Here is a 16,569-nt window from a genome sequence, read left to right on the forward strand (position 1 = left end):
TTCCCGGATGACCGACTCCCCAGAAGATCCGCCCGACAGCGACCGTTCGGGTTCGCTACGCGACACCGAGGAGGCCGCCGGGGACGAAGGCGAGTTGGGCGACCTGTTCACGCTCGACCGGACCGAAGCGCGCGAGGCGGGCGTCGACCTCGACGACAGCGAAGACGAGCCGGTCATCGACTGAACTGCCCGACCGGGCCGACCGGCTGCTCCACCCCGAGGGTGCGGGCCGTTGCCGAAACCTGCACCGCGTCCCGGTCCGGGAAGGTGCCGAGCAGGTGGTCGGCGAGGTGGACGGTGATCCCGAACCAGTAGCGCTCGTTGCGGAAGTGATGCAGCCGGTGCGCCCGCCAGATGTAGCGGTAGTAGCGGGAGCGCGGCAGGTAGCTCGAGTGGATGAGGAAGTGCGTCCACTCGTAGCCGCCGAGCATCGTGAACGTCGCCGCGATCGCGGTGCAGGCGAGCTGCCAGGTCGGCATCGCCAACAGGAACCCGACGGCCGCGACGGCCAACGAACCGGCGAGCACCGGGAACGGGATCAGCACCAGCTCGATCACCTTCGGGTCGCGGTGATGCGCCCGGTGCTTGCGGGCGGCCAGCGGGTCAAAGCGGCGCCCGGCAACGAGCCGTGGCCGGAAATGCAGCACGAACACGTGGATGACCCACTCGGTGAACGACTCCAGCCCGACGACGACTCCGGCGACGAGCAGATCGCCGGGCTGCCAGTGCCCCAGGGCGAGCCGGGCTCCGAGCGCGAGCAGCGCCAGCGGCGCGATCAGCTGAATGTTGCGGTAGCGGAGGAAGATCCGGGCGGCGGGGCCCAGGGTCAGCCCGGGCGCGGTGTACCCGCCGGGTTGGCGGGGGACCGGCGTCGGCGGCATGGCCCCCTCCTCACCCCGGGTTGGTGTCGCGGTCCAGGGTACGTCCGGGGCCGCCTACACGAGTCGGCGCCGGGTCACCCGCCAACCGATCCGGGCGAGCAGGGCGAGGGCGGCGAGGCCGAGCAGGACGAGCAGCAGCGGGCCGAGCGCCGCGACGAGGTCCTCCAGGCCCACGACGAAGCTGTGCAGGGCACGGTCGAGGGCCTTGTGCAGCCCGGACGGGGGGCCGGCCGGGGCCGTGCCGGCGACCGAAACCGAGACCGTGAGGGTCCCGAAGTCGCTCTGGTCGCCGAGCAGCTTCTGCTGCCCCTGGAGCTGCTCGAGCTGCTGCTGCACGGCGTCGATCTGCTGCTGGACGGCGAGGATGTCGCCGATCGTGGTGGCCTTGGCGAGGATCTCCAGGTAGGTGCTCCGGCTGGCTTGCAGCGCGGAGATCCGGGCCCCCAGGTCCACGTACTGGGCGGTGACGTCCTGCCCGGACTCCCCGGCCGAGGTGACCTTCCCGAGCCCGCGGATCGCGGCTACCGCCGACTCGAACTGCCCGGCCGGGACCCGCAAGGTGACCTGCCCGGACGGGTCGGTGCCACCCTCCTGGCTGTCGCTGGAGGCGACGTAGCCCCCGTCGCCGGCGGCGACCGACTCGATCCGGGTCAGGGTCGGCCCGACCTGGGTCCGACCGACCGTGAGATCCACGCTTCCGGTCTTCACGACCCGCGGCCCCGCCACCGGCACGGAGGAGACCGAGCCGGGGCCCGCGCCGGAGTTGCCACCGCCGCCGGCGGTGCCCGCTCCCGGCAGCGGCGCCGCGGGGGCGGCGCCCGCTTCAACGCCGGCGCTTCCGCCGACCAAAGACAGGGGCGACGCACCCTTGATGTCCGACCGGGCGGCGCCGGGTGACAGGCCGGTCGCGCCGCCGGTTCCGGCTGTCGTGGCCCCCAGCTCGGTTCCGCCGGCCGGACGCGGCGAGCCGTGCCACGACCCGAGCGCGGTGAGTCCGACGGCGAGCACGACGCTCGCCGCCGCGGCGGCGAGCAGGGCCGGGCGTCGGGATCGGGTGGCCCGCGCCGGCGTGGCGTGCCCCGCCGCCGCCTCGATGATCCGTTCGGCACCGTCCGCGGGGACCGGATAGCCCTCGGCGGCCGCCGTCAGGGCCTCGCGCACCACATCTTCGCTGATCATCGAGCCTCCTCTTCGGGCTGCACCCAGGCGGCGAGCGCCGGGTCCAGGGCGAGCCGGCGACGAGCCTCGGCCAGCCGCGATTTCACGGTGCCGGGGCGGCGTTGGATCGCCGTGGCGATCTCCCGCTCGGCCAGACCGCTGTAGTAGCGGAGCACCAACGGCACGCGCAGGTGCTCCGGGAGGTCGGCGAGCGCGCCGAGTACGGCCGCGGCCAGGCCCGCGTGCTCGGCCGCCTGCCCCGGGTCGGGATCCGGCGCCGGCAGGTGAGTCACCTCCGCGCCGTCCCCGGTCCGCGGCCGGCGGGCGTCGGCCCGCAGCCGGGACAGGCAGGAGTTCACGACCACCCGGTAGAGCCACGCGTTCCGCGCCGGTGGCGGCGGGATCGCCGCCCGGAAGCGCCACACGCGAAGGAACGCCTCCTGGACGGCCTCTTCGGCGTCGGCCGGGTTCCGCAGGATGAGGCAGGCGGTCCGAAAGGCCATCGGGTAGCCGTCGCCGACCCAGCTCGCCAACTCGTCCACGCGCCCTCCCCGGTCCGCAGTCCCCGATATGACGCCGGCCGGCGCGATTCGGTTCACCGGACGAGGCATAACTACGCCCGGCCGTGGGAAGGAAACGCAGATGTCTTCCCGAACCGAACGGGTCGAGCGTCGGGCGCAGGCCCGCCGTCAGGAGTGCCAGCTGCGTCAGGCGGCCAGCCCGGCCCGTCCCCACCCGCACTGCCTGATCCCCGACTGCGGGCGGCCGGCGCCCACGGTGCGCCTCGGGCCGGTGGCGATCGCGCTCTGCGCCGTGCACAAGGCGTGGTTCGACCGCCGCTACGCCCAGGCCGGCCCGGCCAGCCGGGTGGCCTGAGCGGGACTCAGCCCGACCGGGCGTCCCCCGCGTCGGCGGTCTTGACGATCCGGGCCACGAGGTCCGGCCAGATCTCACGGGGCAGGTTGTGGCCCATGCCGGGGATCACAATGAGCTCCGCCCCGGGGATGGCCGCCGCGGTGGCCCGGCCACCGTCCGGTTGGACAAGCGGGTCGGCGTCACCGTGCACCACCAGGGTCGGGACCGCGATCGCCCGCAGCGCTTCGGTCCGGTCCCCGGACGCCTGGATCGCGGCGAGCTGCCGGACCACCCCGGCCGGGTCGAAGCTGCGGTCGAAGGCCCGGGCGGCTACGTCGCGAAGCCATGGCTCCTCCAACGGGAAGCCGGGCGAGCCGATGACCCGGTAGGTGAGCACGGCCCGCTCGACCGCTTCGGCTCGGGTGGTCGGCGGCGGGGCCAGCAGGGCCGCCATCGCCTCCGGGGTCGGCGCTCCGATCGCGGGGCTCGGGGTCGACATGATGGAGGTGAGCGACCGGACCTTGTCCGGGTGCCCGGCGGCGAGCGCCTGGGCGATCATCCCGCCCATCGAGGCCCCCACGACATGCGCCGCCGGGATGCCCAGTGCCTCGAGCAACCCGGCGGCGTCGTCCGCCATGTCCTCGACCGTGTAGGTCGCGACCGATCGGGGATCGGCGAGCAGCGTCTCGAGGTCGGGCGCGCCGGCCGCGTGCAGGTGGGTGGACAGACCGCAGTCACGATTGTCGAACCGGACGACGCGAAAGCCGCGAGCGGCCAGGTCGGCGCAGAAGTCGTCGTGCCAGGCGAGCATCTGCGTGCCCAGCCCCATGACGAGCAGCAACGGTCGGTCCTCGGCAGCACCGAACGTTTCGTAGGCGATCTCGACGCCGTTTGCTGAGACGGTTCGCGGTTTCACGCCGACGGTCATATCACGCCTTGCGCTATCCTGGTGTCACGGCCCAGCCAGTGGCCGTCCGGTCGCGGTTCCAGCACCGGTTCCCGATTGCTCCGCCACAGGGCGGACCTCAGACATCGGCGTCTTCCATGGAGTGCCCTTCGGGAGCACCCGGCAGACGCCAGGAAAGGACGGCGTCATGGATATCGACGACTACGGCCCCTGGGACGACTGACCGGGCTGCGCGGGCACCTGGAAGACCTCGTGGTCAGCCTCGGCGGCCGTGCGCAGAGCATCCAAGATCAGCAGCTCGAACACGAGACCGATCAGCCCGCTCGTCTGGTAGCTCGCGAACACGAAGATCTGCGTGAGCAGGACGGTGACTAGCACCGAGCGGAACAGCACCCGCAGCGCGCCGGCCCGGTTGCCGCGGAGCAGCCGCACCGCGCCGAACGTCGTGTACGCGGCGCTGAGTCCGGTGCAGAGCCCGGCCCCCCAGTCGGTGACGGTGGAGCCGGCGCTCCGGCCGGCGTGCGGCTGGAAGAGAACCAGCGCGAGCTCGGTCAGGATCCCGGCGATCTGAACGAGGAACACGACGACGAGCCCGTGGGTGAACCGCGGGTGCACGGTGGCGGCGCGGATCCGATGGCCCAAGGCGTCCCGCAGCCGGGTGATCCGCCCTTCCGGTCCGGCTGTCCGCGGCGATTCCGCGAGCAACGCGCTCCGCACCGCCGCGGTCAGCTGCGGATGCCCCGCGACCCCGTCGAGGACATCGAGCGCCCGGCGGCGGGAGTCGGCGTCGAGCTGCCCGAGCGCGAGGTCGGAGACCGCGGTCGCCCCGATGTCCAGGCGCTGGGCGTCGGTGAGGTCGCGGCGCAGGACGATCTCGCGCGAGGAACAACTCGAAGCGGCCTAGCGCGTCGGTGTTCCTCCGCTGGGCCCCGGTCATCGCGGCCGGCTACCCGCGGGTGGATTCCGCGGCCCGCGCGAGCGCGGCGAGCGTGCTCCGCATCCCCCGCTCGGTGTGCTCCGGGTAGGAGCGGACACCCATAACCGGACCGGCAAGGCGGCGCAGGAAGGACGGCCGCCGGTCCACCCACGACTCGGTGACCCGGCAACCCGCACCGTCGTCAGCGAATTCGTAACTCCACAAGGCGACCGGCATCGGACCGGAGGCCACCCGGAACGCGAACTGCCGGCCCGGCTCGGCTTCGGTGACGGTGCAGGTGGTCGACCAGCGCCGGAACCCTTTGCGGTTGGTGCCCTTGAAGCGTGCCCCCACGACCGGCCCGGGAGCGCCGGCCAGCCAGCGACAGGAAACCGTCTCCGGACTCCACTCCCCCATCCTCGTCACGTCGCTGACCAAGCGGTAGACGGTCTGCGGGTCACAGGCGATCGACTGGCTCACGCTGACATCGGGCATGTCCCGATCATGCCGTGCCCACCCCGGTGTTGCCCAGCGGAGGTGACTGGGTAGACCCGTCGGCGCAGATGGACGGTCGGTGCGTCGAGATCGTCGTTGTCGACGACGACGGTCGCGCGCCGTTCCGGTCGGATCGCATCGAGATACAGCCGGGCGGCGGCGTGATAACGCAGGTCGAATGCCCGTTCGGCCGCGGGGAGGCCGCCGAGCAGGTCGGCGTCGCGCTGCGTTCCGTCTGAGAGTGCGGGGCACCTCTATCTACCGGTAGGCCAGTATCGCGCTGGCGATGGACTCCACGTCCGCGGGATCGAGGGCGTTCCCTGACGGCAGAACGATCCCATTCGGGGCGAATCCTTGGCAGGCGGCAAAGTCACCGTGGCACATGGGCGGCCGGATGGGATCTACGGATGGGTGAAACTTACCGGCGAGGTGTTGGCCCAGACCGTCGCGGATCGCTTCGGGATTTCGAGGATCTGCTACCGACCTTTCACCGTCTACGGACCGGGCCAGGACGCCGACTACCCGATGGTGCGGGATTTTCTTCACGTCGACGACGCGGTGACCGGAATCCTGGCCACCCATGACCAGGCGACGCTCGGCGGCGCCATGAACTTGTGCACCGGGATCGGGACGGATTTTTATGCCGTCGCCACGCTCGCGGCCAAGATTATGGAGTACAGCCCACGGATTGTTGGCGACGCGAGTAAGCCATCGGGCGAGGAGTGCCGCGTGGGTTCTCCGGAGCTCCTGCGCAAGTGGGCAAGACCAAGGACGATGATCGAGGACGGCCTCGAGGCCGTGCTCCGGGGCTGAAGGGCCGGGTTCTCGTCCCGAACCGCCCAGGCCGCCGGCTCAGCTGGTGGTCGCCCGCTCGTCCTGGCTGGGGACGGTCACTGCCTGCGGAGCGGGCGAGCCGCCGATCACGGTCACCGCGATCCCGCTGTCGCCTCCCTTCGCTTCGTACATCGCGAAGTCCGCGGTCTGGATCAGATCCGAGTCCGGTGACGCGTCGGCGCCGAGGATTCCGACGCCCACGCTGATCGACGGGGTGTACGACGACGGGCCGAGCTGAACCGGCGCCGAGATCGTGCTCCGCAGCCGGCGCGCCAGCGTGAGGACCGTCTGCGGGTCCGTGCCGGCTTCGCAGAGGATCGCGAACTCGTCGCCGCCGAGCCGGGCAACCAGGTCGGTGTCGCGCACCGTCTCGCTCAGCCGCTTGGCGATCGTGGTGAGCAGCTCGTCGCCCCGGTTGTGCCCGAACCGGTCGTTGACCTGCTTGAACGAGTCGAGGTCGCAGTAGAGCAGCGCCAGCGACGTATGCGTACGGCGGTGCCGGGCAAGCGCGTCCTCGTAGCGGATCGTGAACAACCGGCGCTGGGCCAGGCCGGTGAGCGGGTCGTAGAGCGCCTCGTCGGCGAGCTTGCTCAGGGCCTCCTGGCGCTTGAAGTTGAGCAGGAAGAGCCCGGCGACCGCGACCACGAGGAACGCGAGCAGGGCAAACACCGTTCGGGTGAGGTCGGCCGTAAGCGCGCCGGAGAAGGCGCCGACCCGCTGCTCGGTGAGCACCGCCCACCCGCCGAACCCGGCCGGTGCGTAGGAAACGATGTAGTCCGTGGATCCGCGCTTGAACGTGGCGAAGCCGGAGTGCCCGGCCAGCGCGGCGCGCACGCCCGGGCTCGCCGGCGCCGGGTGCCCGACCAGGCTCGGGTCGAGCGCGGCCGCTACCGTGCCCGACGAGTCGATGATGAGCGGGCTCGCCGTCGCGCCGAGGGTGAGCCGTTGGGTGTAGCCCTCTAGCGGCCAGGTGCGGGCGTCGGCGAAGGTGACCAGCAGGGCCCGGTAGCTTCCCGCCGAGCCGATCGGCACCGCAAAGGCCACCACCGCCCGACCGTGCACGAGCATCACCGAGGACAGCCCGGGTTGGCCGTGGAGCAGGCCGCTCTCCAGCGGGAGCAGCCCCGGATCGGTGGGCGACGGGGCGACCGAAGCGTTCGGGTAGACGGTGAGCGGTGTCCCGTTGAGGCTGACCAGGGCCGCGCCGAGGTTGGTCAACGGCGAACCGGCGACGATCGCCGCCAGGCGGGCCCGGTCCGCGGCGTTGCCGGGTGAGAGCCGCCAGGAGCCGGCGGTCGCGTTGGCGGTCTGAAGCTCGGTGAACTCGAGGTACTGCTGGGTGAGCCCGGCCAGCACCAGCTGCTCACCGGTGCGGTCCGCCTGGTGCACAGAGGCGACCCGGTGGTCCGCGGCCAGCTGGGCGGCGATGGCGGCGGCGCCGAACCCGGCGACAAGCACGCCGGCCGCCACCAGCGGGGCGAAGCGCCCCAGTCCTATACGCATTGCGGTCCCCCAGGATGCGGCGCCCCGCGACGGTCGGAGGGCAGCATGCATCGTTATCCCAGGCACTATCGGCCGCGCCAAGCCCGAAGCGCACCGCTTTGAGCAGAAATGATCAGTCCGGGCCATGCCCCGTGACGCGAGGACCCCACCGGCCAAGCGGCCGGAGGGCGCAACGTGATTAGCCCGAACGGACCAGCGGCCGGCTCAGCGCGCGGCCCGCAGCCGGTGATAGCTGCGCGGCGCCACGGATCGGAGCAGCGGCGCCAGCATCGGGAGAGCCGCCGCGTTGATCTCCACCCGGGGAGCGCCGAGCCGGCGCAGGACCAGGGACGACACCTGCTCCTCGCTGCGCCGGACCGCCCGCGGCGGCATCGGCATGCCACCCTCGCGGACCGCCTCGAGACCCATCTCGGTCGGGACCCAACCGGGGTAGATCACATGCGCAGTCACGCCGTCCGAGCGGGTGTCGTAAAAGATGGATTCGGTGGCGGCGGAGAGCGCGGCCTTGCTCGCCGCGTAATCCCCGGCGCCCGGGCCCGGGGCGCGGCCGTCGTCGGAGCTCATGTTGGCGATCACCCCGTGCCGGCGCCGGCGCATGCCGGGCAGGACGGTCAGCATGCCCGCGTACGGGGCCACGAAGTTGATCTCGAGGACCTCGCGCAGACCGTCGAGGGTCGGCTCCTGGGTGCGGTCGATACCCCCGATGCCCGCGATGTTGAGCAGGATGTCGATCCGGCCCCGGTCGCGCTCGACGTCGCCGAGCAGCGCCACGAATGCAGCGACATCGGTGAGGTCGCAGACCTGGTAACGGCAGCGCGGATTGGCCGCCCGCATCTCCTCGGCGAGCGCGGCGAGCCGGTCCTCCCGGCGAGCTACCGCGACGACGTCGGCGCCGGCCCTGGCCAGGTCCAACGCGAGTCGCCGGCCGAGCCCGGACGACCCGCCGGTGACGACCGCGATCTGTCCGCCGTACTCCATCCCGCGCACTCTGCCGAATCGCGGCACGCGGCGCCAGCCCCGGCCCGAGGTGAGCCCTCCGGCTCGGGCAGTATTCAGGGCATGGCCCCGTTCCCTTCCGAGACGCGGCCGACGATCGGCGTGGCGGAGCGGATCGCGGTCCCGGCCGGCGGCGACCCGCTCCCGAGCGATCGCTTCCTCGACCGCGAGCAGAGCTGGCTGGACTTCAACGCCCGGGTGCTGGCGCTGGCCGCCGACCCGGAGGTGCCACTGCTCGAGCGGGCCCGCTTCGTTTCGATCTTCGCGACGAACCTCGACGAGTTCTTCATGGTGCGGGTGGCCGGGCTCAAGCGGCGGATCGCGACCGGGATCGCGGTCACCACCCCCACCGGCCTGTCCCCCCGCGAGCAGCTCGAGCTGATCGCGGCGCGGACGCACGACCTGGTCGCCGAACATGCCATGGTCTTCGCCGAACGGCTCGCCCCGCAGCTCGGCGAGGCCGGCGTCCGGCTGGTGCACTGGGCCGAGCTGGCCGACGCCGACCGGGAGCGGCTGCACATCCTGTTCCGGGACCGGGTGTACCCGGTGCTCACGCCCCTCGCCGTGGATCCGGCGCATCCGTTCCCCTACATCTCCGGGCTCTCGCTCAACCTCGCGGTCGTCGTCCGCGACCCGGCGGAGGACGAGGACCGCTTCGCCCGGGTCAAGGTGCCCCCGCTCCTTCCACGGTTCCTTCCGGTCGATCCGGGACGCTTCCTCCCGCTCGAGGACCTGATCGCCGAGCACCTGCCCCAGCTGTTCCCCGGTCTGGACGTCGTGGAGACGCACACCTTCCGGGTCACCCGCAACGAGGACCTCGAGGTCGAAGAGGACGACGCCGAGGACCTGCTCCAGGCACTGGAGCGGGAGCTGTCCCGGCGCCGGTTCGGCCCACCGGTCCGGCTCGAGGTCGACGAGTCGATGAGCGAGCGGGTGCTCGACCTGCTGGTCCGCGAGCTCGGCGTCACCGCGACCGAGGTCTACCGGCTCCCCGGCCCGCTCGACCTGTCCGGGCTGAGCGCGCTCGCGGACGTCGACCGGCCGGACTGCAAATACCCGGCGTTCGTGCCGGCCACCCATCCGCGGCTGCGCGGGCTGGACACGGCGACCCCGTCGGATCTGTTCTCGGTGCTCGACGGTGGCGACGTGCTCGTCCACCATCCCTACGACTCGTTCTCCACCAGCGTGCAGGCCTTCGTCGAACAAGCCGCCGCCGACCCGTCGGTGCTGGCCATCAAGCTGACCCTCTACCGGACCAGCGGCGACTCGCCGATCGTCGACGCGCTCATCGACGCCGCCGAATGCGGCAAGCAGGTCCTCGTCTCGGTGGAGATCAAGGCCCGGTTCGACGAGCAGGCGAACATCCGCTGGGCCCGGGCGCTGGAGCAGGCCGGCTGCCACGTCGTCTACGGCGTGATCGGGCTGAAGACGCACGCCAAGCTCTGCCTCGTCGTCCGCCAGCTCGCCGACGGCAGCCTGCGTCGCTACGCGCACATCGGCACCGGCAACTACAACCCGAAGACCGCGCGGATCTACGAGGACCTCGGCCTGCTCACCGCCGACCCCGAGGTGGGGGCCGATCTCAGCGACCTGTTCAACCACCTGTCCGGATACACCCGGCGGCGGAGCTACCGGACCCTGCTGGTGGCGCCGGACGCGCTCCGGCCGGCGATCGTCGGGCTGATCGACGCGGAGATCGAGCACGCGCGGGCCGGGGACCCGGCCGGGGTCCGGATGAAGCTGAACAGCCTGGTCGACGAGGAAATCATCGACGCGCTCTACCGGGCGTCCCGAGCCGGGGTGCCGGTGGATCTCGTCATCCGCGGGATGTGCGCGCTGCGGCCGGGCGTGGCCGGCCTGTCCGACACCATCCGGGTTCGCAGCATCCTCGGCCGCTTCCTCGAACACTCCCGGATCCTGCATCTGGTCGCCGGCGGCAAGGACCTCTACTACATCGGCAGCGCCGACATGATGCACCGCAACCTCGACCGCCGGGTCGAGGCGCTGGTCTCGGTGCGCGACCGCGCAGCCCGCCGGATGCTCGCCAACCTGCTCGACCTGGCCCTGACCGAAGACGTCGCCGCCTGGGCGCTCGGCCCGGACGGCCGGTGGGTGCGGCACTGCGGCGCCGGCGCCGTGGACTACCAGCTGGACCTGATCCGCGAGAACCGGCTGGCCATCGAACGGGCGGCGGAAGGCGCCCGCACGTGAGAGAGGTAGAGGTCAAGTTCCGGGTGCACCCGAACTTCGAGCTTCCGGAGCTGACCGGGATAGCGGGGCTGTCCGGGACCGGCCCACCGGCTCATCACGAACTCGTCGCCCAGTACGTGGACACCGGCGACCTGCGACTCGCCCGGGACGGGATCACCCTGCGCCGACGGGTCGGAGACGGCCAGGACGGATGGCAGCTGAAGCTGCCGGTCCTCGATGCCGGCGAAGGGGTACGCGACGAGCTGCACGACCCCGATCCCGGTGAGAGCCCGCCCGGCGCCCTCACCGCGCTGGTGACCGCGTGGACCCGCTTCGCCCCCCTGCTCCCGGTTGCCACGCTCGTCACCGACCGGCATCTGCTCCCGCTCCTCGGCCCAGCGGGCGAGCTCGTCGCCGAGCTCGTCGACGACCGGGTCGAGGTGCGCGAGGGGGACCACGCGGTGGCCCGCTTCCGCGAGATCGAGGTGGAGGACAAAGGCGGCGGCCAGGCCGTGCTCACCCTCGTCGGAGGGGTCCTCAGCGGTGCCGGCGCGGTGGGCGGCGAGTTCGTGCCGAAGGCGGTGCGGGCGCTCGGGCCGCGGGCCAGCGCACCGCCCGACCCGCCGGTCCCCGGCCCGGTCGGTCCGGACGACCCGGTCACCGACGCGATCGCCGCCTTCCTGCGCCGGCACGTGCGGGCGTTGATGGGGGCCGACCTCGGAATCCGGCGCGGTCAACCGGATTCCGTCCACCAGCTGCGGGTCGCCACCCGCCGGCTGCGCAGCGGTCTGAAGACCTTCGCGCCGGTGCTCGACCCGGAGTGGGTCGCCGGACTGCGCGAGGAACTCGGCTGGCTGGCCCGGGAGTTTTCCCCCGCCCGGGACGCCGAAGTGCTCCTGGCCCGGCTGGCGGCGGAGGTGGAGCGGCTCGACCCGACCGACGTCCGCGGACCGGTAGGGAAGCTGATCGAAGCGGAGCTCGGCCCCGAACTCGCCCGGGTCACCCCGCTGGTGGACGAGGTTCTCGGGTCCGAGCGCTACATCGCCCTGCTGCAGCGGGGGGTCGACGGCGCGACTTTCCCGCGGATGCTCGGGACGGGGACCTGCGCCGAGATCGTCCCGGGGCTCGTCGCCGAGGGCTGGCGCCGGCTTACCCGCCGGGTGTCCGCGCTCGACCCGGCCGGCCCGGCCGAGGAGTACCACCGGGCCCGGATCGCCGCCAAGCACGCGCGGTACGCCGTCGAGGCGGCCGCCCCGGTCTTCGGGAAGCCGGCCCGCCGGCTGGCCACCGCGATCACGTCGATCCAGGACATCCTCGGCGAGCACCAGGACGCCGTCGTCGCCGCGGCCCTGCTGCGCCGGCTGGCCAGCGCGCCGGGCGGCCGGGCGGCAACGTTCACCCTGGGCCTGCTCTGCGCCCGCCAGCTCGACGCCGCGAAACGGGCCCGCTGCGAGTTCGCCGGCAAGTGGCCGAAGGTGAGCCAGCCGGCCCTGCGGCAGTGGCTCGACGGCTGAACGAATGGCCTCGACGGAAACGCGGCCGATCGAAGCCGCCGGCGGAGTGCTCTGGCGCTCCGCGCCCGGACCGGTCGGCGTCGAGGTCTGCCTCGTCCATCGGCCGAAATACGACGACTGGTCTCTGCCCAAGGGCAAGCTCGGCAGCGACGAGCACCCGCTGCTCGGCGCGCTTCGCGAGGTGGAGGAGGAGACCGGTTTCGCGGCCCACCCAGGTCGACCGCTCGGAGAGATCCGCTACCTCAAGGACGGGTTGCCGAAGCGGGTGCGGTACTGGGCCTGCGAGGTCGTCGGCGGGCGATTCGAATCCTCGCTCGAGGTGGACCAGCTGATGTGGCTACCGCCGCGGGAGGGACAACTCCACCTGCTGCCCGAGCGGGATCGCACCATCCTGGCCGGCTACGCCGAGGACACCCGGCCGACCTGGCCGATCATCCTGGTCCGCCACGGCAGTGCCGGCGAGAGAGGCGGGTGGACAGGGGACGACCGGGACCGCCCGCTGGACGGGACCGGGCGCAGCCAGGCGCATGCGCTGACGCCGTTGCTGTCGGCGTTCGGGGTGACCCGGGTGCTCTCCGCGGACGTGGCACGCTGCCTGGAGACGGTGGCCCCGTACGCCCGCGAGTTCCGGCACACGGTCACCAGCGAGCCCCTGGTGTCGGAGAGCGGTTACGCCATGGCACCTGGACCGGCGCTCGACCGGATGGTCGAGGTGTGCGCGACGGCGGAAGCCACCGTCGTCTGTAGCCAGGGCAAGGCCATACCCGGCCTGATCACCGGGCTCGCCGAGCGGCTCGGCGCCCCGGCCCCGGACGAGGCGACCCTTCGCAAGGGCGGGTTCTGGGTGCTGCACGTGGCGGCCGGTCCGGACCTGGTGGCGATGGAGCGCTTCCCACCGCCGCTTTAGTTTCCGGGAGTGCCCGGCTCAGCCGTGCAGCGCCCGGGTCTCCGGCTCGGCTCGCTCGCCGGCCACCAGATACTCCTCGGTGAACGCCATGATCCGCACCCGCCAGCCGAGCAGGAAGCCGGCGACGATGATGGCGACGCCGGTCCAGAACATCGGCCAGCCGAAGATCACCCCGCAGCCGCCGACCGTGAAGCCGATGATCACGAGCACGGCGACCGTCCATGCCTTCCATGGCGCCGGGGCCCCCGCCGTCTTGCTCATCCTGCCGCCTCCCGCCGGTCGACTGTCGCGCCCGACCCCGCCGAATGACGCGACATCGGAGCCTACCCGGCCACCGGCCCGCACGCCGCGCGCAGCTCGCGCAGTGGTGGCTCGTAGGCCTCCGCGAAGGTCGGGAAGGCGTGCACCACCTCGGTCAGCACCTCGAGCGGGATGCGGGCGTGGATCGCTAGCACCGCCTCGGCCAGCCACTCGTCGGCGCGCGGCCCGATCGCGGCGGCTCCGAGCAGGACCCGCTCCACCGGGTCGGCGGTGAGCACCAGCCGGCCGAGGCCCTGCCCGTCGCTTGCCGACCGCGCGGTCGTTCTGAGATCCATCGCGGCGGAGCGTGCCGGCCGGCCCTGGCCGCGCAGCTTCGCGGCGGTCTCCCCGACACTGGCCACCGGCGGGTCGGTGTACACCGCGCGCGGGATCGCCCGGTAGTCGGCGCGGTGCGGCCGGCCGAGCAGGTTGTCGACGATCACCCGGCCCTGGTAGTTCGCCCCGTGGGTGAACGGGGCGATTCCGGTGACGTCGCCGGCCGCCCAGACGTGCTCCTGGCCGACCACCCGGCAGTACCCGTCGGTGCGCAGTTCCCCCTTGTCCCCGGGCTCGACGCCGAGCCGGTCGAGGCCGAGGTCGCCGGTGTCGGGCGAACGACCGGCCGCGAGCAGGAGCCGTTCAGCGCTGATCGGCAGGCCGTCGGTCAGGTCCACCCCCAGCCGGACGTCGATCCCGTCCGCGGCGAGGACCTCGGCCATCAGCGCGGCGATGCTCTCCTCCTCCGGGCCGAGCAGCCGCTCCGCGGTCTCCAGCAGGGTCACCCCGGTCCCGAACCGGGCGTACACCTGCGCGAGTTCGCAGCCCACCGCACCGCCGCCGAGCACGATCAGCGTCGCCGGCCGGTGCGGGCTGGACAGCGCCTCGTCGCTCGTCCAGATCGGGACCTCGTCCATGCCGGGGACGTCCGGGCGAACCGGCTTCGAGCCGGTGGCGACGACCAGATCGCGGTAGCCGAGGCGCCGGCCGTCGACGTCGACGACCCCCGGGCGGGCCACCCGCCCGATCCCGCGGATCAGCGTGGCGCCGTCCCGCTGGAGGCGATCCGCGGCGCCGGAGTCGGAGCGGTGCTCGGCGATCGCATCCCGCCGGGCCACCGCCCGGGCGAATCCGGCGGTGTCGTCGCCGAGGTTGGGGGCGGTCGCGCTGCCGCCCAGCTCGACGAGTCGGCGGGCCTCGCTGCGGGCCTCCGCGCTGCGCAGCATCGCCTTGCTCGGCATGCAGGCCACATACGGGCACTCCCCGCCGACCCGGGCGGCCTCCACGACGACCACCTGCCGGCCGGCCCTCGCCAATTCGCCGGCGACGAGCTCGCCGGCCGAACCGGCACCGAGCACCACGACATCGAAACTGTCCATGGCGGCAGGCTTACCACGCTCCAGACTGAGCAGACTTCGGCCATGACCGCCACCGGCACCCGCAAGACGATGCGGGCCGGCCGCCGGACCACGGCGCGGGTGGCGCGGAACAGGTGGGGCGACGGCTTCGCCCGATTCGGGATCGCCACCCGGGCGGCGGTGTACCTGATCCTCGGCTACCTCGTCGTCGGGCTCGCGCTCGATTCCTCGGGCGACCGCCAGGGCAGTACGTCTAGGGGGGTCAGTCCCCAAGGCGCTTTGCGGACCGTGGCCGACGAGCCCGGCGGCCGGATCGGGCTCGCAATCTTGGTGGTGGGGCTGGTCGGTTACGCGGTCTTCAGCGTGATCGACGCGGTCCTCCACCACAACGACGACCCCTCACCGATGCAACGCTGGGTGCTGCGCCTGCGCTCGCTGGGGGCCGCCGGCCTTTACGGCGGTCTCGCCGGCTGGAGCGCGTCGGTGGTGGCGTCCCCGTCGTCGAAGGGCAGCTCGGCCCGGTCGCAGCAGGCCAGCAGCGGCTGGACGGCCCGGTTGCTGTCCTGGCCGCTCGGCCCGGAACTCGTCGGGTTGCTCGGCGTGGTCATCGCGGTCGCCGGGGGGATCCTCGTCCACAACGCGCTGACGGAGAGCTTCGACGAGCGCTTCCCGCGGCGCCGGATCGGGGCCCGGACGTGGCTGGTCATCCAGGTCCTCGGGACCGTCGGTTACATCGCCCGCGGGGTCGTGTTCCTCATCGTCGGTGCGGTGATCTTCTCGGCCGCGGTTACCGGCAACCCGGCAAGGGGGCAGGGCGTCGACGGCTCCCTCCGGCTGCTCGCCCGGCAATGGTTCGGACCGTACCTGCTGTTCCCGGTGGCCTTCGGGCTTCTCACCTACGGCATCTACCTCTGCTTCGAGGCCCGGTTCCGGAAGGTGTGAGCCCGCTCAGAGTTGGCTCCGCAACTCCCACAGCGGCGCGAAGTAGCGCAGTCCGGCCCGGGAACGCAGGTAGGGGGCGGCGAGGCCTGGGGCGGCCCGCCGCTCGGCGACGGTCGAAACCGACCCCAGCGGGTACATGCCCATCCATGACGACGACCGCGACCCGGCCGCGGGCGCGGGGCGGGTCGCCGACCCGGACCCGCTTGCTGGTCGCCGCCGGCGCATTCGTCGCGGTCGCGACCCTGACCGCGCTGCTCGGCTCCCCCGGCCTGGCCCCGCTGGTCGGCTGGGATGTGGCCGCCGCGGTGCTGCTGGTGTGGACCTGGAGCCGGGTCTGGCCGCTCGACGGTGTGGGCACCGCCGCGCGGGCGGTCCGCGAGGATCCGTCGCGGGGGTGGACGGACGCCGTTCTGCTCGCCGCGGCGGTGGCCAGCCTGATCGCCGTCGGCGCCGTGATCTTCCGGGCCGGTCACGGCGGGGGGACCCACGAGATCATCCGGGTTTCCCTGGGCGTCGGGTCCGTGGTGCTCGCCTGGGCTGTCGTGCACACCGTGTTCACGCTGTCCTACGCCCGGCTGTACTACACCGGTGCGCGGGGCGGGGTGAACTTCAACCAGGACGCGCCGCCCCGCTACGCCGACTTCGCCTACTTGTCGTTCACCATCGGAATGACGTTCCAGGTCTCGGACACCAACCTGGAGGCCACCGATATCCGGGCCACCGCCCTCCGGCACGCGCTGCTGTCCTACCTGTTCGGCGCGGTCATCGTCGCGATCACCATCAATCTGGTGGCCGGCCTGAGCAAGTAGCCCGGCC

20 protein-coding genes are annotated in these 16,569 nt (G+C 72.6%); 9 read left to right on the plus strand and 11 right to left on the minus strand.

Features of this window, described 5'->3' with window-relative positions; translation table 11 throughout:
• Nucleotides 1–7 precede the first annotated feature (7 nt).
• Nucleotides 8–184 (plus strand): hypothetical protein, encoded by a 177-nt coding sequence (locus tag VNG13_03310; GenBank protein ID HVA59550.1) that lies wholly within the window; start codon nt 8–10, stop codon nt 182–184.
• On the opposite strand, the gene VNG13_03315 is transcribed toward VNG13_03310, so the two are convergent.
• The 3 genes from VNG13_03315 to VNG13_03325 are packed head-to-tail and all read right to left on the minus strand — an operon-like array spanning nt 174 to nt 2,581.
• Nucleotides 174–881, minus strand: coding sequence for a sterol desaturase family protein (locus VNG13_03315; protein HVA59551.1), 708 nt, complete (start codon nt 879–881; stop codon nt 174–176). The two genes, VNG13_03310 and VNG13_03315, sit on opposite strands and share 11 nt — an antisense overlap.
• Nucleotides 882–935: 54 nt before the next feature.
• Nucleotides 936–2,060: a DUF4349 domain-containing protein gene (locus VNG13_03320; GenBank protein ID HVA59552.1), complete on the minus strand. Its 1,125-nt coding sequence runs from the start codon at nt 2,058–2,060 to the stop codon at nt 936–938.
• The gene (locus VNG13_03325; GenBank protein ID HVA59553.1) at nt 2,057–2,581 is read right to left on the minus strand and encodes an RNA polymerase sigma factor; all 525 of its coding nucleotides are present in this window, start codon (nt 2,579–2,581) and stop codon (nt 2,057–2,059) included. The genes VNG13_03320 and VNG13_03325 overlap by 4 nt, the downstream gene beginning before the upstream one ends.
• 100 nt (nt 2,582–2,681) lie before the next feature.
• Here VNG13_03325 and VNG13_03330 point away from each other — a divergent pair, with 100 nt between their 5' ends.
• A complete protein-coding gene (locus VNG13_03330; protein ID HVA59554.1) occupies nt 2,682–2,915 on the plus strand; it encodes a hypothetical protein in 234 nt (77 codons plus the stop codon).
• Between the two features lie 7 nt (nt 2,916–2,922).
• On the opposite strand, the gene VNG13_03335 is transcribed toward VNG13_03330, so the two are convergent.
• The 3 genes from VNG13_03335 to VNG13_03345 all read right to left on the minus strand — a co-directional run bounded on the left by VNG13_03335 (nt 2,923) and on the right by VNG13_03345 (nt 5,212).
• Nucleotides 2,923–3,822, minus strand: coding sequence for an alpha/beta fold hydrolase (locus VNG13_03335; protein HVA59555.1), 900 nt, complete (start codon nt 3,820–3,822; stop codon nt 2,923–2,925).
• Nucleotides 3,823–4,002: 180 nt separating this feature from the next.
• Complete coding sequence (locus tag VNG13_03340) at nt 4,003–4,518, minus strand: hypothetical protein (GenBank protein ID HVA59556.1); 516 nt, start codon at nt 4,516–4,518, stop codon at nt 4,003–4,005.
• Between the two features lie 229 nt (nt 4,519–4,747).
• Nucleotides 4,748–5,212 (minus strand): SRPBCC family protein, encoded by a 465-nt coding sequence (locus tag VNG13_03345; GenBank protein ID HVA59557.1) that lies wholly within the window; start codon nt 5,210–5,212, stop codon nt 4,748–4,750.
• A gap of 14 nt (nt 5,213–5,226) precedes the next feature.
• Here VNG13_03345 and VNG13_03350 point away from each other — a divergent pair, with 14 nt between their 5' ends.
• Both VNG13_03350 and VNG13_03355 read left to right on the plus strand, forming a co-directional pair.
• Nucleotides 5,227–5,451: a hypothetical protein gene (locus VNG13_03350; protein HVA59558.1), complete on the plus strand. Its 225-nt coding sequence runs from the start codon at nt 5,227–5,229 to the stop codon at nt 5,449–5,451.
• A 115-nt stretch (nt 5,452–5,566) separates the two neighbouring features.
• Complete coding sequence (locus tag VNG13_03355) at nt 5,567–6,025, plus strand: NAD-dependent epimerase/dehydratase family protein (GenBank protein HVA59559.1); 459 nt, start codon at nt 5,567–5,569, stop codon at nt 6,023–6,025.
• Nucleotides 6,026–6,064: 39 nt separating this feature from the next.
• Here VNG13_03355 and VNG13_03360 read toward each other — a convergent pair whose 3' ends face one another.
• On the minus strand, nt 6,065–7,549 hold the full coding sequence (locus VNG13_03360; protein ID HVA59560.1) for a sensor domain-containing diguanylate cyclase: 1,485 nt from the start codon (nt 7,547–7,549) through the stop codon (nt 6,065–6,067).
• A gap of 204 nt (nt 7,550–7,753) precedes the next feature.
• A complete protein-coding gene (locus tag VNG13_03365) occupies nt 7,754–8,527 on the minus strand; it encodes an SDR family oxidoreductase (protein HVA59561.1) in 774 nt (257 codons plus the stop codon).
• 81 nt (nt 8,528–8,608) lie between these two features.
• On the opposite strand from VNG13_03365, the gene VNG13_03370 reads away from it, so the two are divergent.
• Genes VNG13_03370 through VNG13_03380 form a run of 3 tightly spaced genes read left to right on the plus strand, consistent with a single transcriptional unit; the run spans nt 8,609 to nt 13,156 of the window.
• Nucleotides 8,609–10,756 (plus strand): RNA degradosome polyphosphate kinase, encoded by a 2,148-nt coding sequence (locus VNG13_03370; protein HVA59562.1) that lies wholly within the window; start codon nt 8,609–8,611, stop codon nt 10,754–10,756.
• A complete protein-coding gene (locus VNG13_03375) occupies nt 10,753–12,249 on the plus strand; it encodes a CYTH and CHAD domain-containing protein (GenBank protein ID HVA59563.1) in 1,497 nt (498 codons plus the stop codon). Before VNG13_03370 ends, VNG13_03375 begins: the two co-directional genes overlap by 4 nt.
• A 4-nt stretch (nt 12,250–12,253) precedes the next feature.
• Nucleotides 12,254–13,156: a bifunctional NUDIX hydrolase/histidine phosphatase family protein gene (locus VNG13_03380; protein HVA59564.1), complete on the plus strand. Its 903-nt coding sequence runs from the start codon at nt 12,254–12,256 to the stop codon at nt 13,154–13,156.
• Nucleotides 13,157–13,174: 18 nt separating this feature from the next.
• Here VNG13_03380 and VNG13_03385 read toward each other — a convergent pair whose 3' ends face one another.
• Both VNG13_03385 and VNG13_03390 read right to left on the minus strand, forming a co-directional pair.
• Nucleotides 13,175–13,417 (minus strand): hypothetical protein, encoded by a 243-nt coding sequence (locus tag VNG13_03385; protein HVA59565.1) that lies wholly within the window; start codon nt 13,415–13,417, stop codon nt 13,175–13,177.
• A gap of 62 nt (nt 13,418–13,479) precedes the next feature.
• Entirely contained in the window at nt 13,480–14,832 is a 1,353-nt protein-coding gene (locus VNG13_03390) for an NAD(P)/FAD-dependent oxidoreductase (GenBank protein HVA59566.1), read from the minus strand.
• A gap of 42 nt (nt 14,833–14,874) precedes the next feature.
• Here VNG13_03390 and VNG13_03395 point away from each other — a divergent pair, with 42 nt between their 5' ends.
• Nucleotides 14,875–15,753 carry a DUF1206 domain-containing protein gene (locus VNG13_03395; protein ID HVA59567.1) on the plus strand — a complete coding sequence of 293 codons (879 nt, stop codon included), beginning with the start codon at nt 14,875–14,877 and terminating at the stop codon, nt 15,751–15,753.
• Between the two features lie 6 nt (nt 15,754–15,759).
• Here VNG13_03395 and VNG13_03400 read toward each other — a convergent pair whose 3' ends face one another.
• The gene (locus VNG13_03400; protein HVA59568.1) at nt 15,760–15,891 is read right to left on the minus strand and encodes a hypothetical protein; all 132 of its coding nucleotides are present in this window, start codon (nt 15,889–15,891) and stop codon (nt 15,760–15,762) included.
• 8 nt (nt 15,892–15,899) lie between these two features.
• Between VNG13_03400 and VNG13_03405 the strand changes: the two genes are divergently transcribed.
• The gene (locus VNG13_03405; GenBank protein ID HVA59569.1) at nt 15,900–16,562 is read left to right on the plus strand and encodes a DUF1345 domain-containing protein; all 663 of its coding nucleotides are present in this window, start codon (nt 15,900–15,902) and stop codon (nt 16,560–16,562) included.
• The last annotated feature ends 7 nt before the right edge of the window (nt 16,563–16,569 follow it).

This window comes from Mycobacteriales bacterium (assembly GCA_035533475.1).
Classification (GTDB): Bacteria; Actinomycetota; Actinomycetes; order DATLTS01; family DATLTS01; genus DATLTS01.

Bases quoted from the DNA above. Each gene is read 5' to 3' on its own strand.
- VNG13_03315 (HVA59551.1), bottom strand. From the start codon at position 881: ATGCCGCCGACGCCGGTCCCCCGCCAACCCGGCGGGTACACCGCGCCC.
- VNG13_03365 (HVA59561.1), bottom strand. From the start codon at position 8,527: ATGGAGTACGGCGGACAGATCGCGGTCGTCACCGGCGGGTCGTCCGGG.
- VNG13_03360 (HVA59560.1), bottom strand. From the start codon at position 7,549: ATGCGTATAGGACTGGGGCGCTTCGCCCCGCTGGTGGCGGCCGGCGTG.
- VNG13_03335 (HVA59555.1), bottom strand. From the start codon at position 3,822: ATGACCGTCGGCGTGAAACCGCGAACCGTCTCAGCAAACGGCGTCGAG.
- VNG13_03395 (HVA59567.1), top strand. From the start codon at position 14,875: ATGACCGCCACCGGCACCCGCAAGACGATGCGGGCCGGCCGCCGGACC.
- VNG13_03310 (HVA59550.1), top strand. From the start codon at position 8: ATGACCGACTCCCCAGAAGATCCGCCCGACAGCGACCGTTCGGGTTCG.
- VNG13_03400 (HVA59568.1), bottom strand. From the start codon at position 15,891: ATGTACCCGCTGGGGTCGGTTTCGACCGTCGCCGAGCGGCGGGCCGCC.
- VNG13_03385 (HVA59565.1), bottom strand. From the start codon at position 13,417: ATGAGCAAGACGGCGGGGGCCCCGGCGCCATGGAAGGCATGGACGGTC.
- VNG13_03370 (HVA59562.1), top strand. From the start codon at position 8,609: ATGGCCCCGTTCCCTTCCGAGACGCGGCCGACGATCGGCGTGGCGGAG.
- VNG13_03405 (HVA59569.1), top strand. From the start codon at position 15,900: ATGACGACGACCGCGACCCGGCCGCGGGCGCGGGGCGGGTCGCCGACC.
- VNG13_03345 (HVA59557.1), bottom strand. From the start codon at position 5,212: ATGCCCGATGTCAGCGTGAGCCAGTCGATCGCCTGTGACCCGCAGACC.
- VNG13_03390 (HVA59566.1), bottom strand. From the start codon at position 14,832: ATGGACAGTTTCGATGTCGTGGTGCTCGGTGCCGGTTCGGCCGGCGAG.
- VNG13_03330 (HVA59554.1), top strand. From the start codon at position 2,682: ATGTCTTCCCGAACCGAACGGGTCGAGCGTCGGGCGCAGGCCCGCCGT.
- VNG13_03380 (HVA59564.1), top strand. From the start codon at position 12,254: ATGGCCTCGACGGAAACGCGGCCGATCGAAGCCGCCGGCGGAGTGCTC.
- VNG13_03320 (HVA59552.1), bottom strand. From the start codon at position 2,060: ATGATCAGCGAAGATGTGGTGCGCGAGGCCCTGACGGCGGCCGCCGAG.